Origin of the sequence: Pseudomonas sp. C32, from assembly GCF_030417915.1 — a bacterium.
Taxonomy (GTDB): Bacteria; Pseudomonadota; Gammaproteobacteria; order Pseudomonadales; family Pseudomonadaceae; genus Aquipseudomonas.
The window spans coordinates 92,520-109,590 of the sequence record NZ_JAUHUK010000010.1 but is presented as its reverse complement, the minus strand read 5'-3'; the positions used below and the strand labels follow the sequence as shown (position 1 = coordinate 109,590).

The window sequence follows — 17,071 nt, the reverse complement described above, 5'->3', positions numbered from 1 at the left end:
AAACCCTGCGGGAGCGAGCATGTTCGCTCCCACAATTGTTTATGGGGTCAATCCCATCGCAATCATCGGCTTGCTGCGCGCATAGCGCGTCAAACGCTCAACCATCGCGTAAGGCATCTGCGGATCGAACGTAAAGCCGCGACGCTCATAAAACCCCCGCAGATCCGGATGGCAGAACAACCACACCGGGAGTTCGCAATCCTTCACCGCCGCCTCGATCAGTCCCGCCGCAATCCCTCGCTCGCGACAGCCCGGATCGACAAACAGCCCCGTCAGCCAATGCCCGCCGGACACCGGGCGCAGACACAGCACGGCAACGATTTCGTCACGCCGGGCCACCCATAACTGAGCGTCACGGACGGCTTTCATTGACGACTGGTGGGCGCGATAGAACTTGTTCATCAACGGCCATAACGGCTCGTCGAGTCGGCTGTATTGAGTGCTGGGCATGTCTTCGACTGTCGGTGCGCAAAACGAGCGATTATAAAAGAACATGCGCGTGGGGATAGGTGTATACCTGATCTCACATCCCAGTGTGTGGAGTACGTGTCATGTCCAAAGGTATGGATTCAAAGAAAGCGGCGAAAAAGAAACCGGCGAAAACCGCCATCGAAAAACGTGCTGATAAAAAAGCCAAGAAGGTTGACGTGTTCGGTCATTGAGCCCGCGTTGACTGATCGCTCCCATGCAATGTGGGAGCGAATCGCTGAAAACAATCTGCAGGATTTCCCTTGTAAACCGCTGAATCAAGCGTCTTTTTTTACCGCCCGTCGGTATCGAAATACATTTTTCTCACAGCCCTGCGGAAGCTGAACCGATTTTGTCCTCATGATGGCCGATTAGTGGCCTTGCAAGGGGGGCGCTGCTGGCTATGCTGACGTGTAACTAACGATATCGACCATGCTGGACAGGTCGATATTGGCGGTCAGAGTGCGCAATTCAAGGCACCCACACTTGACCAAAGGAGCCTTGCGTTAAATGGAGTTACTTGACGAGTCTGTTAGGGCTGGCCCGCGTGCGGGCTATCAAGAGAAGGATGTCTTGATGAGAGTGCCGGTATAGGGACCCTCCGATTGATCATCATTTATCACCTGACAAATCCTTCTTATTGGAGGAACGCGTGTGCCTGTTCCGTGGAACGTAGTGGTGGATGTGAAAGACCAGCAACTTTCATTAATCAAAAGAACGCGCCGAAGGTGATACGACCATGTTCAACTTACATCACAAGGCTGACCTGCTGGAAATCGAACGATTCAGTTGTGCGCTGACCGAGGTCAATGCCAAGTTGGCGGCGGTCAGTCGTTCGATGGCGATGATTGAATTCACCCCGGATGGCTTCGTGATCGAGGCCAATGAGAATTTCTGCAGCGCCATGGGTTACAGCGCCGATGAAGTGCGCGGCAAGCATCACCGCATTTTTTGTGAAGAACAGTATTACCGCAGCGACGCCTACACCAAGTTGTGGCGTGATCTGGCGCGTGGCGAGCCGCTGAGTGGCACGTTTTTGCGGTTGGACAAGGCCGGCAGGGAAATCTGGCTCGAAGCCAGTTACATGCCGGTGATGGGCCCCGATCGCCAGGTCAGGAGCGTGATCAAAGTCGCGACCGAGGTCACTGCCAGGGTCAACAAGGAACATGAAAACCAAAGCATGCTTGCAGCGATCGGACGCTCGATGGCGGTGATTGAGTTTACCCCTGAGGGCCGGGTGATCACCGCCAATGAAAACTTCCTGAAAACCATGCAGTACACGCTCAACGAAGTGGTGGGGCAACACCACAGTCTGTTTTGTCATCGTGCTGAAGCCGAGTCCCAGGGTTACAAGAATTTTTGGGCTTCGCTCAATCGCGGCGAATATCACTCCCATCGTTTCGAGCGCAAAAACAAGCAAGGTCAGACGATCTTTCTCGAAGCCTCCTACAACCCGTTGTTCGACGCGAAGGGCCGCCTGTACAAAGTCGTCAAGTTTGCCAGCGACATCACTCACCAGATGACAACCCTGCAAACCGCCGCTGAATCGGCCCACAGCACCTCCGTGCAAAACGATGTTTGTGCGCGCAAAGGGTCCGAGGTGGTGCAGCAAACGGTGCAGATCATCCAGGACATTTCCAAGGACTTGAACGAAGCGGCGGTGAGCATCGACGCTGTCAGCAAGCAGTCCGACATCATCGGCACCATTGTGCAGACGATCCGCGGCATTGCCGATCAGACCAACTTGCTGGCACTCAACGCAGCCATCGAAGCGGCTCGCGCCGGGGAGCATGGGCGAGGGTTTGCGGTGGTGGCCGACGAAGTGCGCAGTCTCGCAGCGCGCACCAGCCAGGCGACGCTGGAAATTGTCGAGGTGGTGCGCAAGAACCACGATTTGTCGTTGAGTGCGGTGTCGAGCATGCAGTCAAGTTTGAGTCGAACCGGGCTCGGTGTGGAGTTGGCGAACGAGGCGGGGGAGGTGATTCTGGAAATCCAGCAGGGCTCGCGCCATGTGGTGGATGCGATCAGCCAGTTCAACTCGACGTTGCAGCTGAACTAGCCGCAACGCTGAACCTGTGGCGAGGGAGCTTGCTCCCGTTGAACTGCGCAGCAGTTCCTTTTTGGGGGCCACTTCGCTGCCCAGCGGGAGCAAGCTCCCTCGCCACAGGGGGTTCGTTTCCGTTCACGGCAAGCCGTTGCAGCCGTATTTGAGGAATCCGGGGCGCTGCGCCAGGCGTTGGAAATACTCATCGACTGCCGGGTAATCAGGGCGGTCAATCGGCGTCATCAGCCAGCGATTAACCGACAAACCGATGACAATATCCGCCAGGGTGAATCGTGGGCCGTCCACATACGCCTTGGTGGTCGCGAGTTGATGTTCAAGGATTCCCATCTTCTGGTTCCAGCCACGCACGCTGACGTCGGTACGATGCGCGTCCTGGAATTCCGGGTCTTTGCGCACCAATGCCATGAACGCGTAACTCCATGACGCATTGAGCTCGATGGCTTGCCAGTCCATCCACTGTTCAACCCGGGCGCGTGCCGCCGGTTCGCCAGGCAGCAGCTCATGCTGGTGTTGGTATTTGCCGGCCAGGTAGCGGCAGATGGTATTGGATTCCCACAACACGCCAGCCTCATCGATGATCACCGGCACCTGTGCGTTGGGATTGAAGCGCAGGAACTCGGGGCTGTGGGTGGATGCAAAACCACTGCCCCAGTCCTCGCGTTCGTAGGCAATACCCAGTTCCTCACAGGTCCACAGCACTTTTCGGACGTTGATGGACGAGGCTTTGCCGAGAATCTTCAGTGCATGTTCCATTGGGCTACTCCATCGAGAATGGCGTATATGCAAGTGTAGGAGCTGCGACGGGGAAACTATGTGCTCTCGCGCACCATCAACTCAAACCCCATGTCCTGCACCGGTTTGGCCACGGTGTTGCCGGCCATCAGCGTCAGCATCTGCTCCGCCGCTCGACGACCAATGGCTTCGCGGGGGGTGTTGATGCTGCTGAGGCGCGGAACCATGTGTTCTGACATCGGCAAATCGTTGAAGCCCAGAATCGCCACCTGTTCCGGAATCTTGATCCCGCAGCGCATGGCTTCGAGCAAAGCTCCCTGGGCCAGGTCGTCGTTGCCGAAAAAGATCGCATCGACATCCGGATGACTGGCCAGCAGTTGCAGGAACAGCTCGCCGCCGAGGCCGACGGAGGAAGAGCGGGGCGTCAGCACTTCCAAATCCGGGTCGTACAGGCCGGCCTTTTTCAGTGCTTTGCGGAAACCTTCGCCGCGCAGCAACGTGCGTTGATCCAGCTGCGCGCCGATGTAAGCCAGGCGCTTGCGCCCGCGTGACAGTAAATGCTCGGCCGCCGTTTCACCGGCCGCCAACTGCGAGAAACCGACGCAATTGAGCCCGGCGGCGCTGTCCAGTTCCATCATGTACACACACGGAATGTTGCTGGCTTCGATCATCCGACGCGAACTTTCGGTGCGGTCGAAACCGGTCAGCAACAGGCCGCGCGGCTGATACGCCATGTAATTGCGCAGCAGGTTTTCTTCTTCATCGCGCGAGTAATGGAAGTTGCCGATCAGCACTTCGAAGCCCTTGGGGCGCAAAACCTGATGAATGGCTTCCAGGGTGTCGATGAACAACAGGTTGGACAACGACGGCACCAATACCACCACCGAATGGCTCTGGGCCGAGGCCAGGGCGCGGGCGGCAGGATTGACCACGTAATTGAGTTCCAGCGCGGCCTTCTGGACTTTTTCCACCAGTTCGGTGGCCACCGTGCTGACCCCGCGCAGGGCGCGGGAAGCGGTGATCGGGCTGACGCCAGCCAGTCGCGCCACTTCGTTCAGGGTAGGGCGGCCAGTGGTGCGGGTATTTTTATCGTTTTTAGTTGGGGTCATCGACGGCTTGCCAAACAAAATTCAAGGCACTAAGGTAGCGCTGTCTCGATGCAGCTGCAATGCGTGAGCGAGGGTTCGCCTGATCCTCGCTTTTTGGCGTCGGGACTTAACCAGCTGCAACCCACAAAATGACAAGAAAGGCGTCGGCAACTTCTGCTTTTGATCGAGTGTCATAACCGGCAAAGGTAGCGCTGTCTGCGCGCTGAGGTGTTACATGAATCATCCCATCACCGCCCTGGTCATCATGGGCGTTGCCGGTTGCGGCAAGACGTGCGTCAGCGAGGCCCTGTGCCATCTGAGCGGCGCCACTGCCATTGAAGGCGACTCCTTTCACCCTGCCGCCAACATCGAAAAGATGAGCGCGGGTATCCCCCTGAACGACGAAGACCGTGCCGGCTGGCTCGACAGCCTGTGCGATGAACTGCGTCGTATCGATGCCAGGGGCGAGCGCCCGGTGTTGACCTGTTCGGCCCTCAAACACATTTATCGCGAACGTCTGCGCAGTGCCTTGCCGGGCCTGGGTTTCGTGTTTCTTGAGTTGACCCCTGAAGTCGCTGCCGACCGCGTCTCCCATCGGCCGGGTCATTTCATGCCGTCGACCCTGATCGACAGCCAGTTCGCCACCCTCGAATCGCCTGTGGGCGAGCCGTTGACCCTGGCGCTGGATGCTTCGACCAACAGTGTCGGGCAACTGGCGGCGCAGGCTCATGCGTGGTGGCAGGCGAACGGCCTGAAACAGGCGGTATGACTGTGCTTGCAAAGACAGCGCTGTCCTCACCACTTCTGATTAACCCGCTTTAATAACAACAACAACCAGGAGACACCCCCAATGTTTGGCATGTCCCACGAGACGTTCCTGCTGCTCGATGCAGTGGTCACGGTGATCGGGCTTATCGTCCTGATCACCAAGTTCAAGTTGCACCCGTTCCTCGCACTGATCATCGCCGCTGCCTTCCTCGGCCTGACCTCCGGCATGCCGATCGGCACCATCATCAAGGCGTTCCAGGACGGCTTCGGTGGCGTGCTTGGTTTCGTCGGCATCATCCTGGCGCTGGGTACGATGCTCGGCAAAATGATGGCCGAATCAGGTGGTGCGGATCAGATTGCACAGACGTTGATCCGCGCCTTCGGCAAGGACAAGGTGCAGTGGGCAATGATGTTCGCCGCGTTCCTGGTCGGCATTCCGCTGTTCTTCGAAATCGGCTTTGTGTTGCTGATTCCTTTGGTGTTCATCGTGGCCCGCCGTACCGGCGTGTCGATCATCAAGATCGGTATCCCGCTGCTGGCCGGTCTGTCCGCCGTACATGGCCTGGTGCCGCCGCACCCGGGTCCGCTGCTGGCCATCGGCGTGTTCGGTGCCGACATCGGTAAAACCATTCTGTACGGCCTGATCGTAGCGCTGCCAACCGCCATCATTGCCGGCCCGATCTTCGGTACGTTCATCGCCAAGCACATTCCCGGTCACCCGAACCAGGAACTGGTGGATCAACTGGCGCGCGAAACCGATTCGGCTGAGCTGCCGAGCTTCGGCATCACCCTGGTGACCGTGCTGCTGCCGGTGTTCCTGATGCTGCTAAAAACCTTTGCCGACGTGGTGCTGCCGGACGGCAACATTTTCCGCGCCTTTATGGACCTGATCGGTCACCCGATTTCGGCGTTGCTGCTGGCATTGCTGCTGTCGCTGTATACCTTCGGCTACAAGCAGGGCATCGGTTCCAGCCAAATGATGAAATGGCTGGATGCGAGCCTCGCGCCGACCGCCGCGATCATCCTGATCATCGGTGCCGGTGGTGGCTTCAAACAGATGCTGGTGACCAGCGGTGTGGGCGACGTGATCGGCCACATGGCAGTGAACGCACAGATCTCGCCGATCCTGCTGGCCTGGCTGGTGGCGGCGGTGATCCGTATCGCCACCGGTTCGGCGACCGTGGCGACTATCACGGGTGCCGGCATCGTGGTGCCGGTGGTGGGGATGATTCCGGGTGTGAACCGTGAGCTATTGGTGCTGGCCACCGGTGCCGGTTCGTTGATCCTGTCGCACGTGAATGACGCCGGTTTCTGGCTGGTCAAGCAGTACTTCAACATGACCGTGGCCGAAACCTTCAAGACCTGGACCGCGATGGAAACCATCCTCTCCGTGGTTGGCCTGGGCTTTATTCTGTTGTTGTCGCTGTTCGTTTAAGCATTTCGACAGACACAAAAAAACCGCAGCGATGCGGTTTTTTTGTGTCTGATGCAAACCCCTGTAGGAGCCGGCTTGCTGGCGATCGCATCGACGCGGTTATACGTTAAACCGAGTCGCCTGCATCGCCAGCAAGCCGGCTCCTACAAGCCAGGTCAGGTGGTGGACTTGGTGGCCAGGCCATCTGCCCGGAACATCCCGCGAATCCCACGTACGGCCTGGCGGATCCGGTCCTGGTTTTCGATCAGGGCGAATCGCACGTGATCATCGCCATACTCACCAAACCCAACACCCGGTGAGACGCAAACCTTGGCCTCGGCCAGCAGTTTCTTGGCGAACTCCAGCGAGCCCAAATGCGCGTAAGCCTCGGGAATCTTGGCCCAGACGTACATCGATGCCTTCGGGTTTTCCACCATCCAGCCCAGCTCATGCAGGCCTTTGACCAGCACGTTGCGGCGTTGGCGATACTGCTCGGCGATGTCGCGCACGCATTGTTGATCGCCTTCCAGCGCCGCGATCGCCGCGACTTGCAGCGGGGTGAAGGTGCCGTAGTCGTGGTAGCTCTTGATCCGCGCCAGGGCGTTGACCAGTTCCGGGTTGCCGACCATGAAGCCGATGCGCCAGCCGGCCATGTTGTAGCTTTTGGACAGGGTGAAAAACTCCACCGCAATGTCTTTGGCGCCTGGCACCTGCATGATCGATGGGGCTTTCCAGCCGTCGTAGACGATGTCGGCGTAGGCCAGGTCGTGCACCACCAGCACGTCGTATTGCTTGGCGAGGGCGATGACACGCTCGAAGAAATCCAGCTCCACGCACTGTGCGGTCGGGTTGGACGGGAAACCGAGGATCATCATCTTCGGCTTCGGAATCGACCCGCGAATGGCTCGCTCCAGTTCCGCGAAGAAATCCACACCCGGCACCAGCGGCACCGACCGCACCTGGGCGCCGGCAATCACGGCACCGTAGATGTGAATCGGGTAGCTCGGGTTGGGCACCAGCACGGTGTCGCCCTGGTCGAGGGTGGCCAGCATCAAATGCGCCAGGCCTTCCTTGGAACCGATGGTGACAATGGCTTCGTTTTCCGGGTCGATGTCGACCTCGTAGCGTTCCTTGTACCAGTTGGAAATCGCCCGGCGCAGGCGCGGAATGCCCTTGGACGTGGAGTAACCGTGGGTGTCTTCGCGCTGAGCGACCTGCACAAGTTTTTCGACGATGTGCGGCGGCGTGGGGCCGTCGGGGTTGCCCATGCTCAAGTCGATGATGTCTTCGCCACGACGACGGGCGGCCATCTTCAGCTCGGCAGTGATGTTGAAAACGTAAGGGGGGAGTCGATCTATGCGCGCAAAGCGGCGCGGCGAACCTTGTTCGGCCATTGTTGCCTCGGATAACGTAAGCGCCCGGAACCGTCCGAGCGACGCTGGTCACTGCGGTGACCTGTGGCGGAATGTACGGTCAGCTGTGGCAGACTGTCCAGCCTCAAATCAAACAAATGTGTCCGAAGGATAGGGTTCGATGGAATTTACCAGTGGCTTCTTGTTGAGCCTGTCGCTGTGTCTGGACATTGGCGTGGCCAATATTGCGATGATCACGCTGGCCATGCAGCGCGGCTATTTTCAAGGCTTTGCGCTGGGGTTGGGGACTTGTGTGGGTGACCTGATCTACGCCGTGCTGGCGCTGGCCGGCATGACGGTGTTGCTGCAGTACGAAACCGTGCGTTGGGTGCTGTGGATCGGTGGTTCGGCGCTGCTGGTGTACTTCGCGGCGAAGATGATCTATTCGGCGATTCACCACGAGGCACTGCTCGCCCAGACGGCGGAGGTGGGAAACAACTCCCATCGCAAGGAGTTCTTGCGCGGTATTTTTCTCGCCATGTCCTCGCCCAGTGCGATTCTCTGGTTCGCGGCCGTTGGCGGCACCCTGATCGCCCGTTCCGGCGGTGGTGGCCCGCTCAGCTCGGCACTGTTTCTCGGCGGTTTCCTCTGCGCGGGTTTGCTCTGGTCAGCCGGCCTGTGCTTCGCCGCGAGCCACGGCGGCAAGTTGCTGGGCGATAAGTTGTTGCGTTATTCCTATATGGCATCGGCTGCGATCTTCTGCTATTTCGCGGTCTACGTGATCCTATCGGGCTACAACGAGTTTGTGGGGGCGGGCGCCGTCGAGCAGTTGCACGCCCTGTAATTGGGCGAATCGGGTTTGGCTTCTATACTCCCAGCCGAACCCATTTTTAGTTCCAGGAGTCGAGTCATGGATGAGCAAACACGCGTTGAGGTGTCCGAGCCACGGTTTGTACATGGACACTTCCTGCTGATTGCAGGGCTTGGCGGCAAATTTACCCAACAAACCGTAAAAGGCATTCCCGAGCTCTGGGAAAAGTTCGTGCCCCACATCGGCCATGTCCCGGGTCAAAAAGGCGAAGTGACCTACGGCGTCTGCTGCAATTTCGACGGCCAGGGCGGCTTTGATTACATCGCCGGGGTCGAGATCAGCAAACTCGACGATTTGCCGGAGACGTACCGCTGGGTCGAGATTCAGCCGCAGCAATACGTGGTGTTCGAGCACAAAGGCTCATTGGACACCTTGGCGCAAACCTTCCAATACATCCATGGCACATGGCTGCCGCAGTCCGGGCGTGAACTGCTCAACGCCCCGGAGTTTGAGCGTTACAGCGAAGACTTCAACCCAAAGCTCAATACCGGCAAGCTGGAAATCTGGCTGCCGCTCAAGGCTTGAGCCCCGCATCGAGAGACGGATCGCTCGATTCGTTTCTCGATGTCACACAGCGGCTGATTTATGATTCACGCCTTTCCCACGCTGACCCCGAGCTGCCATGAACACCGTCATCCGCCACGTCACGTCTGCTGATCTGGACCGTTGCTACGCCATCGAAACCGTTGCCTACGAAGGCGACGAAGCCGCCACCCGCGAGAAAATCGCCACCCGCATCGCCACCTGGCCCGAAGGCTTTATCGTGGCCGAAGTGGACGGCGTTGTAGCCGGTTTCATCAATTCCGGTGCGGCGTTTCAGGTGGAAATGTCGGACGAAGCGTTCAAGGAGCTTATCGGCCACGACCCGGCCGGGCCGAACGTGGTGATCATGTCGGTGGTGGTGCACCCGGATTACCAGGGGCAGGGTTTGGCCAAGCGTTTGATGGGTGAATTCATCGAGCGTATGCGCGGGATGAACAAGGCAACCATCCATTTGATGTGCAAGGAACGGCATATTCCGTTGTATGCCGGGTTTGGTTTTGCCTACATCAAACCGTCAGCATCCGACCATGGCGGCATGGCGTGGCATGAGATGGTTTTGACGCTGTAATCTCCTACGAAGGTTCATCGGCGCGCAATTAAAATAACAACCCCATCCGCCGCTCATAACCGATCCGGCCCTTGTACGCTTCGCCGCTGTCGACAAAACCATACTTGGCATACAGCGCAATCGCCGCAGCGTTATCCGCATCCACCGACAGCTCCAGCCCTTTGATTTCCGGCCAGGCCTGGCGCGCTACCTCGGGCAGTGCTTGCAGGCAGGCCTTGCCGAAGCCTTGGCCCTGAGCGCGTTGATCGACTTGCAGCGCATGCAGGGTCGCGCTGTGTTCATCGGCCCAGGCTGGCAGCACTGGCGGGCGCTTGAGCAGCAGGAACGCCACGGGAACGTCTTCGGCCAGCAAGGCGAACCCCTTGACCCCCGGGCCGGGTTTGGACAACAACGTGTGCAACGCACCGTGGATGTCGCCGGAGAATTTGATCTGTTCCGAATGCACTTCGATGGCCTCGACCTGTTGGCGCTGCAGCGTGTTCAGGCTTTCATAAGGCACGAGTCGGGCTGTCACTGGCGTGTCCTGTTTCCAACGGAAAATGAGTCTCGGATTCTAGCGAGTCTGGCGATATGGATTATTTTTATTTCTTCTGTCGACTCGCCGGATCGCCAGACGACTAAGGGTGTCTTCCAATAAAAACCACGGAGAACCACCATGAACTCGCACACCCAGATCCAGAACCTGATCGAAACCTATCGTCAGGCCATGATGGCCAAGGACGTCGATAAAATCATGACCCTGTATGCCGACGACATCGTCTCCTTCGACGCGGTCAAGGCGTTGCAATTCAAGGGCAAAGAGGCGTATCGCGCGCATTGGGAAGATTGCATGAAAATGTGCCCCGGCCCGCACATTTTCGAGTTCCAGGACATCCGCATCGAGGCGTCCCAGGAGATCGCCTTCGCCCATTGGCTGGCCCATTGCGGCGGCACCAACGACAAGGGCGAAACCCAGGCCTGCTGGATGCGCGGCAGTGCGTGCTATCGCCAGGAAGGCGGGTTGTGGCAGATCGTCCATGAGCACTGGTCGGCGCCGTTCGACATGATGAGCGGCACCGTCCTGTTCGATCTGAAACCCTGATCGATGTTATTTGTCGGGGCGCCGCGCCAAATGGCCAATCCACGCCCATAGTTGATCCGTTCGAATCAGGAGACGTTCATGAAGTATTTATGCCTGGTCTACAGCGATGAGCGCCTGCTGCATTCGCTGCCGGAAAGCCCGAAGGACGAGGAGTGCATGGCCTATGCCGAGTCGATCCAGGGCAGCGGCCGGATGGTCGCCGCCGAAGCGCTGGAGTCGGTGCAGACCGCTACCACGGTGCGTATGCGCAACGGCAAGATGTCGATCACCGATGGCCCATTCGCTGAAACCAAGGAGCAGTTGGCCGGTTTTTACCTGATCGATGCCAAGGACCTCAACGAAGCGATCCAGGTTGCCGGGAACATTCCGGCGGCCCGGGTCGGCAGTGTCGAAGTGCGCCCCGTTCGGCGGTTGAATCCTTAAGATGCCAGGGTTGCCGGTTCAGGCGCAGGTCGAGCGGGTCTACCGCGAAGAGTCGCGGCGCATTCTGGCGACCCTGATTCGTTTGCTGGGTGATTTCGACCTCGCGGAAGAGGCCTTGCACGAGGCGTTTTTCATCGCGGTCGAGCGCTGGCAGCGCGACGGCGTGCCGGCCAATCCCCGCGCCTGGCTGGTCTCCACCGGGCGCTTCAAGGTCATTGATGCCTTGCGCCGACGCGCACGCTTTACCGCGTCGCAACCGTTGCTGGTGGCGCAACTGGAAGCGCTGGAGCAGGCCGACTGGAGTGAAGAAGACGTGGAAGACGATCGCCTGCGTTTGATCTTCACCTGCTGTCACCCGGCCCTGGCCTCGGATGCGCAAGTGCCGCTGACGTTGCGGGAAGTCTGCGACCTGACGACAGAAGAAATCGCCCGGGCGTTTCTGTCGGCGCCGGCCACCATTGCCCAGCGCATCGTGCGCGCCAAGGCGAAGATCCGCGACGCGAAAATCCCTTATCAGGTCCCCAGCCTCGCCGAACTGCCCGAGCGCCTCGACAACGTGTTGCGGGTGATTTACCTGGTGTTCAACGAGGGGTATTCGGCGTCTGTCGGCGAGACGTTGATTCGCGAGGATCTGACCCGCGAAGCCATCCGTCTAGGCCGATTGTTGATGGAGTTGCTGCCGGAGCCTGAAGTGATGGGGTTGCTGGCGTTGATGCTACTGCACGAATCGCGGCGGCCGGCCAGAACCTCCGCCAGTGGCGAGCTGATTGTGCTGGACGAACAAGACCGATCGTTATGGAGCGCCGAACTGATTGCCGAAGGCTGCGCGCTGATCGAACGGGCGCTGACCCTTGGGCGTTTTGGGCCGTACTGTCTGCAGGCAGCGATTGCGGCAGTGCATGCCGAAGCATCGACGGCTGAGCAAACCGACTGGCCGCAGATCGTCGGTCTGTATGACGTGCTGCTGCGAGCGGTGCCGTCACCGGTCGTCGAGTTGAACCGGGCGGCGGCTTTGGCGCGGCGTGATGGGCCATTGGCGGGCCTGACGCTGGTCGAGCGGATTCTGGCTCGGGGAGATTTACAGGATTACCACCTGGCGCATTCGGCGCGGGCGGAGTTTTGTCGGCAACTGGGGCGTTTCGATGAGGCGCGGGCGGCGTGGGAGCGGGCGCTGGAGTTGACTCAGCAGGCACCCGAGCGGCGGTTTATCGAAGGGCGGCTCAAGACACTGGAGTGACCTGGCTCAAGCCGCCTCATCGCCGCTAGAGACTGAACCCTCCGTCCAGCGGAATGATGTTGCCAGTCATGTAGGCCCCCGCCGTGCTCGCCAGGCTAATTGCCAGCGCAGCCATTTCCTCCTCTCGACCCCAGCGCTTCATCGGAATCAGCGCCGTATCCTGCGCCAGCGCTTGCTCATCATCGCCGATGTGCTGGGTCATTTTGCTCGGAAAGCGCCCCGGGGCGATGACGTTGACGTTGATGTGCTGGCCGACCAGCTCCCGCGCCAGAATCCGCGACAGTTGATGCAGGGCAGCCTTGCTCGGGCCGTAGGCATAAGCCTGTTCGCCGAAGGATGAAATCCCGGCCACCGAGCCAATGTTGATGATCCGCGCCGGGTTGGCTTCGCAACCGGCCTTGCGCATCAATGGCAAGAACTGCTGGATGCAGTTGAACACCGACGTCACGTTGAGCTGCATGACCTTTTCCCAGCCCTTGATCGGGTAACTCTCCAGCGGCGCGCCCCACGTGGTGCCGGCGTTGTTCACCAGAATGTCGAGGTGGGTGATCTGTTCGCCTAAGCGCGTGGCCAACTGCTGCACGCCTTCTTCTGTCGCCAGGTTGGCCGCTATGGCGTGGCAGCGTCCGAGTGCACCGAGTTCATCGGCCGTTTGCTGACAGGCTTCGGCATCACGGGCACAGACGTACACGGTCGCGCCGGCTTCGACATAGGCCTTGGCGATCATTTTGCCGATACCACGAGTGCCGCCGGTCACCAGGGCGGTGCGGCCTTGCAGGGAAAAGTAGGGGTGCATGGCAAGTCCTGAGAGCTGATGGTTATTACACCCTAGCCGTCAGCCGACGGAAGCGGAGCCACTATTTTTGCGCGGAATGGGGATTCATACAGCCGCCCTTGTCGGCGCCGGCTTGCTGGCGATGGCGTTTTGAGAATTGCCATCGCCAGCAAGCCGGCTCCTACAAGGGATGGGCGATTACTGCGGGCGAACGCGCAGGGTCAGGCCCTTGAGGAAGTTGCGCAGCAACTGGTCGCCGCACGGGCGATAGTTGGTGTGGCCGAACTTGCGGAACAGCGCGCTCAGCTCAGGCTTGGACACCGGGAACTCGGCCGCCTTGAGGATTGCGTGCATGTCGTCTTCCTTCAGTTCGAAGGCGACGCGCAGCTTCTTCAGGATGATGTTGTTGGTCACCGGGACTTCGATCGGCTGCGGCGGACGGCTTTCGTCCTTGCCGCGCTTGAAGATCACCAGGCCGTCGAGGAAATGCGCCATGACTTCGTCCGGGCAACGTACGAAGCCTTCCTCGTCTTCCTCTTTCTTGTCGAGGTAGGTCAGCAGGTCCGGCAGGGTCACGTCCATGCCGCCTTGCTTGATGATCTCGATGACTTTTTTGTCGCTGATGTCGAGCATGTAGCGCACGCTGCGCAGTACGTCGTTATGAATCATGTGGGCAGTCCTGATATTCAGCTGTGGGCGTCGCGGCCAGGCACGGCGCCGAAATGTGTGGCGGCAAGAGCAGCCTTAGAACTTCTCTTTGCCGGACAGGTAGCGCCATTGTCCCAGCGGCACTTTGCCGATGGACACGCCGCCGATGCGAATGCGGCGGATACCGATGACCTTCAGGCCGACAGCCTGGCAGAGCAGGGCAATGATGCCCGGCTGCGGATTTTTCATGGCGAAGCGCAGACGGTTTTCGTTTTGCCAACTGGCTTTGACCGCCGGCAGCTCCTTGCCCTTGTAGGTCAGGCCGTGGTTCAAGCGGTTGAGGCCGTGAGCCACCATTTCGCCTTCGACTTCGACCACGTACTCCTGCTCGATCTTGTTCGAGTCGGCGGTGAGTTTGCGCAGGATTTTCCAGTCCTGGGTGAACACCAGCAAACCGCTGGCATTGGCCTGCAGGTCGGTGCTGGCGGTCAGGCGCAGGAAGTGGCCCTTGAGCGGACGTTTGCCGTAGCGGTGCTCTTCGCTGAGGGTCTCGGCGCTGATGCTGGCCATGGCGGTGTCTGCGTCCATGCCGGCAGGCACGTTGAGCAGCAGGGTCACCGGTTCCGGTGCAGTGGCCTTGGCCTCCGGGTCCAGTTCGACTTTCTGGTTGTCGACCTTGAACTGCGGTTCGTCGATGACCTCGCCGTCGACGGTGACCCAGCCGCCCTCAATGAACAGCTCCGCCTCCCGACGGGAACAGCCGACGAGTTCGATGAGGCGTTTGGAGAGACGAATCGGGTCAGTCATGTCAGGGCCGTAACAAAAAGGGGGTGGGCATTGTACCTGCCTGGCGCCGGTTAATCCCGGTTCCATTTACACCGTAGAGTTTTTAGTAGGAGCTGGCTTGCCAGCGAAAGCGGTGTGTCTGTGAAAACAATGCCGGATGTGCCGACGTCTTCGCTGGCAAGCCAGCTCCTACAGTTGTTCCGTGTTGTGTCAGCCATGTCGGGAGTGTTGCTGATTTTGGCGCATACGCATGTGCAACAACGGATACGGCTGGCCCATGCCATCGACTTCGGAGCGTCCGATCACTTCAAACCCTTGCTTGAAGTAAAAACCGAGGGCTTGGGGGTTCTGTTCGTTGACGTCCAGTTCATCGGCGTTGAGGTTTTCCAGGGCATAGCGCAACAAGCGCTTGCCAAGGCCCTGGCCGCGATACGCCGGGTCGATGAAGAGCATTTCGATCTTGCCCGCCGCAACCCCGGCAAACCCGGTGATGCGCTGGCTCGAATCTTTGGTGCAGATCAACATCACCGAATCGAGGTAACGGGTCAGCACCAGGTCTTTCAGCAGCTTGATGTAGCTGTCTGGCAGGAAGTCGTGGGTGGCGCGCACCGAAGCCTCCCAGACCCGGGTCAGTTCTTCGTAATCGCTTTGTTTCGGCGTGTGGATGACCGAATGCTGGCGCATGCCTGTCTGCCCTTTATGCGTGAGTGATGAGAGTCCTTTCCACCTCAAACGATAGCCGTAAAAAAGCCCCGCATCTCGTCAATAGAGCGGGGCTTTTCGTGTTTTTTGCGTTTAGATCTGTTCAGCCCACAGATCGTACTCGTCGGCGTCGGTCACCTTGCACCAGACTTTGTCGCCTGGCTTGAGGTTGCTGCCGTTGTCGATGAACACGTTACCGTCGATTTCGGGGGCATCGAAGAAGCAGCGGCCAACGGCGCCTTGCTCGTCGACTTCATCGACCAGCACTTCGATCTCACGGCCGATGCGCATTTGCAGGCGCGCCGAGCTGATGGCCTGCTGGTGCGCCATGAAACGGTCCCAACGGTCCTGCTTGACGTCGTCCGGGACGACTTCCAGGTCCAGATCATTGGCCGGAGCGCCTTCTACCGGCGAGTACTGGAAGCAGCCAACGCGGTCGAGTTGCGCTTCGGTCAGCCAGTTCAGCAGGTACTGGAAGTCTTCTTCGGTTTCGCCGGGGAAGCCGACGATGAAGGTCGAACGGATGATCAGGTCCGGGCAGATCTCGCGCCAGTTCTTGATGCGCGCCAGGGTCTTGTCTTCGAAGGCCGGGCGTTTCATCGACTTCAGCACTTTCGGGCTGGCGTGCTGGAACGGGATGTCCAGGTACGGCAGGATTTTGCCGGCGGCCATCAGCGGGATCAGCTCGTCAACGTGTGGGTACGGGTAAACGTAGTGCAGACGAACCCAGACGCCGAGGGTGCTCAAGGCTTCGCAGAGTTCGGTCATGCGGGTCTTCACCGGAGCACCGTTCCAGAAACCGGTGCGGTACTTCACGTCGACGCCGTAGGCGCTGGTGTCTTGCGAAATCACCAGCAACTCTTTGACGCCGGACTTGACCAGGCGCTGGGCCTCGTCGAGCACATCACCGACCGGACGGCTGACCAGTTTGCCGCGCATCGACGGGATGATGCAGAAGCTGCAGCTGTGGTTGCAGCCTTCGGAAATCTTCAGGTAGGCGTAGTGGCGCGGGGTCAGTTTGATCCCTTGTGGCGGCACCAGGTCGATCAACGGGTTGTGATCCTTACGCGGCGGCACGACTTCGTGCACGGCATTGACCACTTGCTCGTACTGCTGCGGACCGGTCACGGCCAGCACGCTCGGGTGTACGTTGCGAATGTTGCCTTCTTCGACGCCCATGCAGCCGGTCACGATGACCTTGCCGTTTTCCTTGATGGCTTCGCCGATCACTTCCAGGGACTCGGCCTTGGCCGAATCGATGAAACCGCAGGTGTTGACCACCACGACGTCGGCGTCCTGATAGGTGGACACCACGTCATAACCTTCCATGCGCAGCTGGGTCAGGATGCGCTCGGAGTCGACCAGTGCTTTGGGGCAACCCAGGGATACGAAGCCAACCTTTGGATTGGCCGGCGCAGGAGTGGTGGACATGTCTAACCTCGGTGTTTTGTGACGCCGCTGCCGCGTAGGGCAAACCGACGGACGGGCGCTTGAAGTGCGCCTCTGATCAAAAAGTGCGCAATTCTAGCGATGAGTCGTTCACTTGACCA

General features: G+C 59.3%; 19 protein-coding genes. 9 read left to right on the top strand and 10 right to left on the bottom strand.

The window, feature by feature from the left end; translation table 11 throughout:
- Positions 1-39: 39 nt before the first annotated feature.
- The gene (locus QYH43_RS13540; protein ID WP_301157200.1) at positions 40-450 is read right to left on the bottom strand and encodes a GNAT family N-acetyltransferase; all 411 of its coding nucleotides are present in this window, start codon (positions 448-450) and stop codon (positions 40-42) included.
- Positions 451-1,207: 757 nt separating this feature from the next.
- Between QYH43_RS13540 and QYH43_RS13535 the strand changes: the two genes are divergently transcribed.
- Positions 1,208-2,527: a PAS domain-containing methyl-accepting chemotaxis protein gene (locus QYH43_RS13535; protein ID WP_301157199.1), complete on the top strand. Its 1,320-nt coding sequence runs from the start codon at positions 1,208-1,210 to the stop codon at positions 2,525-2,527.
- A 123-nt stretch (positions 2,528-2,650) separates the two neighbouring features.
- Here QYH43_RS13535 and QYH43_RS13530 read toward each other — a convergent pair whose 3' ends face one another.
- Entirely contained in the window at positions 2,651-3,286 is a 636-nt protein-coding gene (locus QYH43_RS13530; protein WP_301157198.1) for a glutathione S-transferase family protein, read from the bottom strand.
- A 56-nt stretch (positions 3,287-3,342) separates the two neighbouring features.
- Positions 3,343-4,374, bottom strand: a complete 1,032-nt coding sequence (locus QYH43_RS13525) for a LacI family DNA-binding transcriptional regulator (RefSeq protein ID WP_301157197.1) — start codon at positions 4,372-4,374, stop codon at positions 3,343-3,345.
- Positions 4,375-4,588: 214 nt separating this feature from the next.
- Here QYH43_RS13525 and QYH43_RS13520 point away from each other — a divergent pair, with 214 nt between their 5' ends.
- Together QYH43_RS13520 and QYH43_RS13515 are read left to right on the top strand one after the other, a co-directional pair.
- Positions 4,589-5,122 (top strand): gluconokinase, encoded by a 534-nt coding sequence (locus QYH43_RS13520; RefSeq protein ID WP_301157196.1) that lies wholly within the window; start codon positions 4,589-4,591, stop codon positions 5,120-5,122.
- 81 nt (positions 5,123-5,203) lie between these two features.
- A complete protein-coding gene (locus QYH43_RS13515; RefSeq protein WP_007974485.1) occupies positions 5,204-6,556 on the top strand; it encodes a GntP family permease in 1,353 nt (450 codons plus the stop codon).
- A 155-nt stretch (positions 6,557-6,711) separates the two neighbouring features.
- Here QYH43_RS13515 and alaC read toward each other — a convergent pair whose 3' ends face one another.
- A complete protein-coding gene (gene alaC / locus QYH43_RS13510; RefSeq protein ID WP_095058789.1) occupies positions 6,712-7,929 on the bottom strand; it encodes an alanine transaminase in 1,218 nt (405 codons plus the stop codon).
- Between the two features lie 139 nt (positions 7,930-8,068).
- Between alaC and QYH43_RS13505 the strand changes: the two genes are divergently transcribed.
- The 3 genes from QYH43_RS13505 (at position 8,069) to QYH43_RS13495 (ending at position 9,869) form a co-directional block, all read left to right on the top strand.
- A complete protein-coding gene (locus QYH43_RS13505; protein WP_301157195.1) occupies positions 8,069-8,731 on the top strand; it encodes a LysE family translocator in 663 nt (220 codons plus the stop codon).
- Between the two features lie 66 nt (positions 8,732-8,797).
- The gene (locus tag QYH43_RS13500) at positions 8,798-9,283 is read left to right on the top strand and encodes a GyrI-like domain-containing protein (RefSeq protein WP_095058787.1); all 486 of its coding nucleotides are present in this window, start codon (positions 8,798-8,800) and stop codon (positions 9,281-9,283) included.
- Between the two features lie 97 nt (positions 9,284-9,380).
- Complete coding sequence (locus tag QYH43_RS13495; protein ID WP_095058786.1) at positions 9,381-9,869, top strand: GNAT family N-acetyltransferase; 489 nt, start codon at positions 9,381-9,383, stop codon at positions 9,867-9,869.
- Positions 9,870-9,897: 28 nt separating this feature from the next.
- On the opposite strand, the gene QYH43_RS13490 is transcribed toward QYH43_RS13495, so the two are convergent.
- The gene (locus QYH43_RS13490) at positions 9,898-10,383 is read right to left on the bottom strand and encodes a GNAT family N-acetyltransferase (RefSeq protein ID WP_095058785.1); all 486 of its coding nucleotides are present in this window, start codon (positions 10,381-10,383) and stop codon (positions 9,898-9,900) included.
- A gap of 141 nt (positions 10,384-10,524) precedes the next feature.
- Here QYH43_RS13490 and QYH43_RS13485 point away from each other — a divergent pair, with 141 nt between their 5' ends.
- The 3 genes from QYH43_RS13485 to QYH43_RS13475 all read left to right on the top strand — a co-directional run bounded on the left by QYH43_RS13485 (position 10,525) and on the right by QYH43_RS13475 (position 12,610).
- Positions 10,525-10,950: a nuclear transport factor 2 family protein gene (locus QYH43_RS13485; protein WP_095058784.1), complete on the top strand. Its 426-nt coding sequence runs from the start codon at positions 10,525-10,527 to the stop codon at positions 10,948-10,950.
- A 78-nt stretch (positions 10,951-11,028) separates the two neighbouring features.
- On the top strand, positions 11,029-11,373 hold the full coding sequence (locus tag QYH43_RS13480; RefSeq protein ID WP_301157194.1) for a YciI family protein: 345 nt from the start codon (positions 11,029-11,031) through the stop codon (positions 11,371-11,373).
- Between the two features lies 1 nt (position 11,374).
- Entirely contained in the window at positions 11,375-12,610 is a 1,236-nt protein-coding gene (locus QYH43_RS13475) for an RNA polymerase sigma factor (protein WP_301157193.1), read from the top strand.
- Between the two features lie 25 nt (positions 12,611-12,635).
- Here the strand turns inward: QYH43_RS13475 and QYH43_RS13470 are convergent, their stop codons facing one another.
- The 5 genes from QYH43_RS13470 to rimO all read right to left on the bottom strand — a co-directional run bounded on the left by QYH43_RS13470 (position 12,636) and on the right by rimO (position 16,952).
- The gene (locus QYH43_RS13470) at positions 12,636-13,406 is read right to left on the bottom strand and encodes an SDR family oxidoreductase (protein ID WP_095058782.1); all 771 of its coding nucleotides are present in this window, start codon (positions 13,404-13,406) and stop codon (positions 12,636-12,638) included.
- Between the two features lie 177 nt (positions 13,407-13,583).
- Positions 13,584-14,054 (bottom strand): DUF1456 family protein, encoded by a 471-nt coding sequence (locus QYH43_RS13465; RefSeq protein WP_095058781.1) that lies wholly within the window; start codon positions 14,052-14,054, stop codon positions 13,584-13,586.
- Positions 14,055-14,129: 75 nt separating this feature from the next.
- Entirely contained in the window at positions 14,130-14,840 is a 711-nt protein-coding gene (locus QYH43_RS13460; RefSeq protein ID WP_095058780.1) for an rRNA pseudouridine synthase, read from the bottom strand.
- Between the two features lie 189 nt (positions 14,841-15,029).
- Positions 15,030-15,503: a GNAT family N-acetyltransferase gene (locus QYH43_RS13455; protein ID WP_301157192.1), complete on the bottom strand. Its 474-nt coding sequence runs from the start codon at positions 15,501-15,503 to the stop codon at positions 15,030-15,032.
- A 111-nt stretch (positions 15,504-15,614) separates the two neighbouring features.
- Complete coding sequence (gene rimO, locus QYH43_RS13450; protein ID WP_095058778.1) at positions 15,615-16,952, bottom strand: 30S ribosomal protein S12 methylthiotransferase RimO; 1,338 nt, start codon at positions 16,950-16,952, stop codon at positions 15,615-15,617.
- Positions 16,953-17,071 lie beyond the last annotated feature (119 nt).